4 protein-coding genes and 1 pseudogene are annotated in these 7,305 nt (G+C 77.2%); all 5 read left to right on the top strand.

Features of this window, described 5'->3' with window-relative positions; all coding sequences use genetic code 11:
• A pseudogene (locus tag AAHZ94_RS24950) lies at positions 1-519 on the top strand (carboxyl transferase domain-containing protein); the annotation flags it as partial.
• Positions 520-1,331: 812 nt separating this feature from the next.
• Positions 1,332-2,576, top strand: coding sequence for an ATP-grasp domain-containing protein (locus AAHZ94_RS24945; RefSeq protein ID WP_349995380.1), 1,245 nt, complete (start codon positions 1,332-1,334; stop codon positions 2,574-2,576).
• A complete protein-coding gene (locus AAHZ94_RS24940) occupies positions 2,573-4,735 on the top strand; it encodes an IucA/IucC family protein (RefSeq protein WP_349995379.1) in 2,163 nt (720 codons plus the stop codon). Before AAHZ94_RS24945 ends, AAHZ94_RS24940 begins: the two co-directional genes overlap by 4 nt.
• Positions 4,736-6,658: an IucA/IucC family protein gene (locus AAHZ94_RS24935; RefSeq protein WP_349995376.1), complete on the top strand. Its 1,923-nt coding sequence runs from the start codon at positions 4,736-4,738 to the stop codon at positions 6,656-6,658. It begins immediately after the preceding gene.
• Positions 6,655-7,305, top strand: a 651-nt coding sequence (locus AAHZ94_RS24930) for a type III PLP-dependent enzyme domain-containing protein (RefSeq protein WP_502964771.1), incomplete at its 3' end; no start/stop codon positions are given. The genes AAHZ94_RS24935 and AAHZ94_RS24930, both read left to right, overlap by 4 nt.

Below are 7,305 nucleotides of genomic sequence, written 5' to 3'. Positions count from 1 at the left end.
GGGGGCCGGGGCCGCGCCCCCCCGGGGGGCGGCGGGGGGGGCGGGGGGGGGGGGGGGGGCGGGGGGCCCGGGGCCCCCCCCCCGGGGGGCCCCGCGGCCCGGCACGCCTGGCTCTCCCCGCTGCCGCCGGAAGGCGCGTCGGCCATCTTGTACCGCACTACGGAGCGGGCCTACGAGGTGGCGGCCCGGCAGGGCGTGCGCTCGGCCGACCTGCTCGCGGCCGGGATCGTCGACCGGGTGGTGGAGGAGACGCAAACCCCGACGGAACCACAGGACGCACGGACCCCCGCGGACCCCCAGGCCTCCGCGGACACCCCGGCCTCCCGGGGCGCGCAGGGGGAGCCGGCGGGGCCGGCGGGGCCGGCGGGGGCGCAACCGTCCGGCACCCCGGACGCCGCCGACGCGCCGTACGCCTTCCTGACCCGCCTCGGCGCGATCCTGGGCGCCGAACTCGCCGCCCTCAGCGCCCAGGACCCCGAGCAGCGCCTGGCCGCCCGCCGAGCAGCGGGCCGCGGCTGACCCACCGCACGACGGCAGGGGCCGTGTCCCCCGTCCCGCCCCACCGCACCGGCCGCCCGCCCCAGCACCGACCGCCACCCCCTCCGTGTTCGATCCCGCGCCCCCGTCACTCCGTGCCGCCCCGGCGGGCGGTGGGGCGACGCGGCTGTCGCCGTCGGCGGTGCTGCGGTCGGGGGTGGGGCCCGGCGGGGCAAGGCCGGTCGGGTGGTCGGGCGCAAGGTCGCGTTCTGGCCAGGGGGCGGGTGGGGGCGCGGCACTGCGTGCCCGTACGACCGGTGTTGCGGTCGTACCAGCCGTCACCCCAGCCCCAAACGGCTGCCCAGCGGCCCCCTCACGCCGACCGCTCCCGCCCGCGGACGGCGACTTGGCGTACGCGTACCGCCGGGGCGGGCGCGCCGAACGCCGGCGCCGGGCCCCACCCTTCAGGGGGAACGCTCCCATCGGCGGCCGTCACGCTCGGTGGAGGCGGCTACCGTCGGTGGTGACGGCCCGTGCGCAACCGCGGCGGTGGTCGGTGCGCGAGGGGCCGCAAGCGGGCCTGGTACGGGGCGGGTCGCAGGGGAACGGGCGAGGAAGGGTGCCGAGATGGGGCAACCGGTGGCGGGGCGGTTCGATGCCGTACGGAGCGTCCGGGCGGACGGCTGCGGGGCGGGCGCGCGCGGGCCGAGGGAGTCCGATGCGACCCCTGACCTGAGCCGGTATCGGATTGACAGACTTAGGTAAACCTAACCTACTGTCTGATCGAGCGAAAATGATCTCGCTGCCGTCCCGTCCAGCGGACTGCTCCCTGCCCTGAAAGGCACTCACTGCCCGTGCGGCTCCATCTCCTTGCCGTCAACCCGACTGACTCCGTGACGGAGGGCTTCCTCCCCGCCGCGGCCCGCCTCGGGCTCGCCGTCACCGTGGTCACCGACCAGGTGGCCGCCCACGAGCTGGCCTACGCCCGGCACGCCGCCGCCGGCGGCACCCTGCCCGACCTCGCCTATCTCGCCTGCGACGTACGGGACTTCCGTGAGGTCATCGCCGCCGTCGCGGCCACTGGCAGGCCCGACGCGGTGTTCAGCAACAGCGACCACCTCCAGGTGCAGACCGCGCTGGTCGCCGACTTCTTCGAACTGCCGGGCAAGGACTGGCGGGCGGCGCTGCGGACCAAGAACAAGGCGGAGTTGCGGCGCGCTCTCGCGGCTGGCGGGCTCGACGTCGTACGGTCCGTCGAACTCGGCCCCGAGCTCCTCGCGCCGGCCCGGGACCCGGAGCCGTTGGCCGCGGCGGTCCGCAGGGCCGGGCTGACCTACCCGTGCGTGGTCAAGCCGCGCGAGGGCGTCGCCAGCGAGGACGTCGCGCTCGTCGCGGACGGCGCCGAACTGGCCGCCCGCTGCCGCGAGACGGCGGCCGGGCGCCCCGGCGCCGCCCTGGTGGTCGAGGAGTTCCTGACCGGGCCGCTGCACACGCTGGAGACCCTGGGCGACGCCCGGGCCCTGCACCCCGTCGCCGGCTTCGCCCCCGAGCTGTCCCCGCCGCCGGACTTCATCGAACAGCGGCTGCGCCTGCTGCCGGGACCGGCCCCGCACGCGGACCAGGTGCTGGCCCAACTGCGCGCACTGGGCGTGGGGTTCGGTGCCTGCCACACCGAGTACGTGGTGCAGGACGAGCGGGCCCGTCTCATCGAGGTCAACTACCGGGCCATAGGGGACCGGTGCGACCTGCTGCTGGCCGACGTGCTCGACCTGCCGCTCTTCGAGCACGTCCTGCGGGTGCACACCGGGCAGCCGCTGCCGGCCACGCTCGCCACGGCCCGGGGCGGCCGGGCGCGCATGGAGTACGTGACCGCCGACCGCGCCGGCACGCTGGGCGCGGCCCCGGGGCCGAGTGAGAGCGAACACGGCGGCGTACGCATCGCCTACCACCCGCTGCGCGAGATCGGCAGCCACCGGCCGCTGCACCACACCAACCGCGACTTCCTCGGCGTGCTGCGCGCCACCGGCGCCGACCAGGACGCCGTCGACCGGGCGGTGGCCGGCTTCCTGGCCGCCCACACCTGGGAGATCCGGCCATGAGCCACCACCGCCCCGAGCCCCACCGGGCGGCCGGCCCGGGAGCACCCCACGGCGCACCGCCAGCCGCACCCGCCGCCGCCCCGACCACCGTGGACCCGGGCCGGCCCGCCGCTTCCGACGCCGACGCCGGCACCGGCGCGTTGCTGCTGCGCGTCCTGAGCACGCTGCTGCGCGAGGACGCCTACGGGCTGCGCTCCGGGGCGCGTACGGTGCGCCGGTCGGACGGCGACTGGCTGCGGCTCGACCTGCCCGACGGGCCCGCGCTGCTGCCGGTGGAGTCCGACGGCTTCCAGTGCGAGGTACGGGCCAGGCGGCCGGTCCTGGAGACCGGGGGCGGCACACTGGTCGGGCTGCGGGCCGTGCTCGGCCGACTGCGGTCGGCGGTCCAGCCGGTGGACCTGCCCGGGTTCGACGCGTTCTTGGCCGAGTGCGAACAGGAGGCGGCCACCCTGCGGCAGCACGCCGCCGCCAGGCCCGACGTGCTGCGCGCCCTGACCGCTCGCCACGGGTCGTGCCCGGGGCCCGGCTGGCGGGGCCTGGCCGGCTCGCTCGGGTACGACACCCTCGCCGCCCACCGCGACCACCCGCTCTACCCCACCTCGCGCGCGAGGCCCGGGCTCGACGCCGCCGGGCTGCGTGCCCACGCCCCCGAGTTCGCCCCCGAGTTCGCGCTGAACTGGCTCGCCGTACCGCGCACCGCACTGCGGTACGGGGCCGGGCCGCTGCCCGACTGGTGGCCCACGCCCGGCGCGCTCGGCCTGACCGGGCTGGACGCGAGCCACCAGGCGCTGCCGGTGCACCCGCTGACCGTGGGCCCGCACCTGACCGCGGCGCTGCGGGCGGTCGGCCTGACCGGGCGGGCCGAGCGGGCCGTGCTCGCCCCGCGCCGGTGGCTGCGGGTGCGGCCCACGCTGTCCATGCGGACCGTCGCCGTCGTCGACGACCCCACCGTGCACCTGAAGCTGCCGCTGGCCACGGCGACGCTCGGGCTGCGCAACCGGCGCACCATCAAGCCCGGCACGCTCGCAGACGGGGCGGCGGGGCAGCGGCTGGCGGCGGCGCTGGTGGCCCGTGAGACACGGTTCGCCGGCGCCGTCCTGCTCGCTGACGAACGCACCTACCTGCACGCCGGGCACGAACTGATCGCCGCCCTGGTACGCCGCTACCCGGCCGGCCTCGACCGGGCGGACGTCGTCCCGCTGGCCGCCCTGTTCGCGCCCCGCCCGGACGGGGCGCCGGTCATCGACGCCCTCGTGGACCGCTACTACGCGGGCGACCTGCTCGCCTTCGTCGACGCCTACGCCACCCTGCTCTTCGACTGGCACACCACGGTCTTCGGCTACGGCGTGGCCCTGGAGGCGCACCAGCAGAACACCTCGCTGGTACTGGACGAGGCGGCCGGCGGGCCCCGGCTGCGGCTGCTCATCAAGGACCACGACGGCCCCCGAGTGTTCCCCGCCCGCCTCGCCGCCCGCCTCGCACGGGGCGCGGCGCGCCCCTCGCCGGGGCGACTCCCTGCGACGCAACTTCCGTCGGCGCCACTCCCTTCAGCGCACACCCCGCCGGAGCACGCCCCTTCGATGCACCCTGCGCCGATGCAACCCCCGTCGGTGGACCCTCCGCCGGTGCACCCCGCGCCCGCGCGCCCGACGCCCGTCGCTCCGTCCCCCGCGTCCGCCGCTCCGTCCCCCGCGTCCGCCGCTCCGTCCCCCGCGTCCGCCGCCTCGTACCCCGCAGGCGCCGGACTCGACCCGTACCGCCTGGGGTACGACGACGCCCGCATCCTGGTCGACGGCGACGGGCCGGTCGTCGACGTCTTCACCACCATCACGGTGCACCTGTGCGCCGGGGCCATCGCCTTCGAACTGGCCCGGCTCGGCCGGCCGCCGCTCGGCACCCTGCTCGACCTGTTCCGGGCCCGCCTCTCCACGGCGATCGACCACCTGCCCGCGGACGGACCGCAGCCCGCGACCGGACCGCAGGCCGCGCCCGGGGACGTGCTGCGCGCGCGGGTGTTGCTCGCCGACCGGTTGCCGGTCAAGGCGATGGTCACCGCCGGCACGCTGCTCGCCAAGGAGCGTTCGGGGGCCGCCGATGTGAACAAGCACTACGTCAGCGGCCCCAACTACCTGCTGCGCACCTCACGCTGGAGCCGCTGAATGTCATCCACCCTGCCCCGTGCCGCCACCCCGGCCCTCGCCTCGGCCGACGAGGTGGTCGCCCACACCCTGCTCAACTGCCTGCTGCGTGAGATGTCGGGCCCGGAGCGGCACACCGCGGTGAGCGAGGGGCACTTACAGCTCCGCATGCCACGGAGCGGGGTGCTGTTGCGCGTACGGTTGCGCCGCACCTCGCTGATCGGCGCGCACCGCTTCACCGGCCCCGTCGCCGAACGGCGCGGCGCCACCTGGGCCGAACTGTCCTGGCGGGTCCTCGCCACCCGGGTGGACCGGGAGTTGCAGCTACGGACCGGCGTGGCCAACGAGGAGTTCATCGAGCAGGTCGTCCTCAGCCACGCCGGCGTCACCGCCGCCCTCCACCACTCCACCACCACGGACCGCGACCGCCCCGGCCCCCTCGGCCGCCCCGACCGCCCCCACCTCCCCACCGGCGCCCCTGTCGGTGCCCCCGCGACCGCCGCCGGGCAGGCAGCCCCCGGCCCCGTACGCCCCACCGCCGGCTCCGCCCACGCCCCCACCGCCCGCAGCCCCCGCGCGCCGGGCGCCCCGCGCGACCCCTACCGGGACCCCTACCTCGCCTCCGAGCAGTCCCTGCTGTTCGGGCACCGCTTCCACCCCACGCCCAAGGCGCGCTCCGGCAGCGCCGACGGCTGGCGGCGGTACGCGCCCGAGGCCGGCGCCAGGTTCCCGCTGCACCGGCTGGCCGTACGGGCGGACCTGATACGGCAGGAGTCGGTGACCGCCACCGCCCTCGCGACGCTCGACCGCCAGGGCCCGGTGCCCGACGGCTACCTGCCGCTGCCCGCCCACCCCTGGCAGTACGCCATGCTCGGTGACCACCCCGCGCTGCGGGCCGCCGTGGCCCGCGGGGACGTCGTGGACCTGGGGCCCGGCGGCCCCTGGTTCGCGCCGACCGCATCGGTGCGCACCCTGTACGACGGGCGGACGTTCCTGAAGTTCAGCCTCAACGTGCGGATCACCAACTGCCTGCGGAAGAACGCCGAGTACGAACTGGCCGGCGCGGTCGCGCTGACCGGGCTGCTCGAACCGGTGGCCCGCGACCTCACCCGCCGCTTCCCCGGCTGTGAGCTGCTGCGCGAGCCCGCCTACCGCACGCTGGCGCTGCGCACCGGCGACGCCGGCGCCGACCGCGAACTGGCCGAGGGGTTCGGCGTCATCGTCCGCGAGGGCCTGGCGGACCGGCTGGCCCCCGGCGTGACCGGGCTGCTGGCCGCCGCGGTCGCCGACGAGTACCCCACCGGCAGCGCCCAGGTCGGCAGCCTGCTCGCCGCGCACCGCGCGGGCCCGCGCCCCGGCACCGCGCTCGCCTGGTGGGAGGCGTACCTGCGGCTGCTCGTACCGCCCGTACTCGCCGCCTACTTCGACCACGGCGTGGTACTCGAACCCCACCTCCAGAACGTGGTCGTCGGCGTGGACGGCGACAACTGGCCGCGCCAGGTCCTCTTCCGCGACCTGGAGGGCACCAAGCTGTTGCCCGATCGGCACCGGCGCGCGCTGGCGGCCCTGCCGCCGGAGGTGGCCGGGCCGATGACCTACGACCCCCGCCGCGGCTGGGACCGCGTGGTCTACTGCTTGCTGGTCAACCACGTGGCGGAGCTGCTCGCCGCGCTCGCCGACCTCCACCCGGAGCTCGAACCCGCGCTGTGGTCCACCGTGCGCCAGGTGCTGCACGAGCGGTCCGCCGCCCACGGCGAGCCGCCGGCCCTGCGCGCCCTGGCCACCGGCGCGCCCCTGCCCGCCAAGGCCAACCTGTTGACGCGGTGGGGACGCAAGGCCGACCGGGACGCCGGGTACGTACGCATCGGCTCACCGCTCGGCTCCACGCTGCTGTCCGAGGCCGCCCGCGAGGCCGCCGCCACCCTCTCCTGGAGACCCGCATGACCTTCCCGCACCGCTTCGGCCCGCCCTCGCCCGCGCGTCCAGCCCCCGCCCCGGCCCCCCTGGTGCCCGCCGCGGCCGACAGCCACGACCTGGTGAGCCCGCGCGCCCTCAGCCACGCCCGCGGCCTGCCGGCGGACGACCTGCCTGCCTACCTCTACGACCTCGACGCCCTGGACGCCCACGCCGCCGCCGTCCGCGCCGCGATCCCGGCCTCGGTCGAGCTCTACTACGCGGCGAAGGCCAACCCAGCGGCCGAGGTCCTGCGCGCCCTGTCCACGCACGTCACCGGGTACGAGGTGGCCTCGGGCGGGGAACTCGCGCACGTCGGCTCGGCGGTGCCGGGGGCGCCGCTGGCCTTCGGCGGCCCCGGCAAGACCGAGGCGGAGCTGCGGCGCGCGCTCGACCTCGGCGTGCAGCGCTTCCACGTGGAGTCCGAACACGAACTGCGGCTGCTGACCGGGCTGGTCGCGGCCCGCCCACGGGCGGACGCCCGCCCCGTCGGCGTGCTGCTGCGCGTCAACCTGCCGACCGACCAGGGCGCCCCCGCGCAACAGGGCGGCCCGCAGTCGCAGGCCGACAGCGAGCACGTGCCGGCCCAGCGCGTCGCCCCCGAGGCGGGGGGGGCGCCCGGGGGGGGGCCCCCCGGC

Origin of the sequence: Streptomyces sp. HSW2009 (assembly GCF_040240285.1) — a bacterium.
Classification (GTDB): Bacteria; Actinomycetota; Actinomycetes; order Streptomycetales; family Streptomycetaceae; genus Streptomyces.
The sequence above is the reverse complement of the archived record's forward strand: the minus strand, read 5'-3'. Positions and strand labels throughout refer to the sequence as shown.

Bases quoted from the DNA above. Each gene is read 5' to 3' on its own strand.
- AAHZ94_RS24940 (WP_349995379.1), top strand. From the start codon at position 2,573: ATGAGCCACCACCGCCCCGAGCCCCACCGGGCGGCCGGCCCGGGAGCA.
- AAHZ94_RS24935 (WP_349995376.1), top strand. From the start codon at position 4,736: ATGTCATCCACCCTGCCCCGTGCCGCCACCCCGGCCCTCGCCTCGGCC.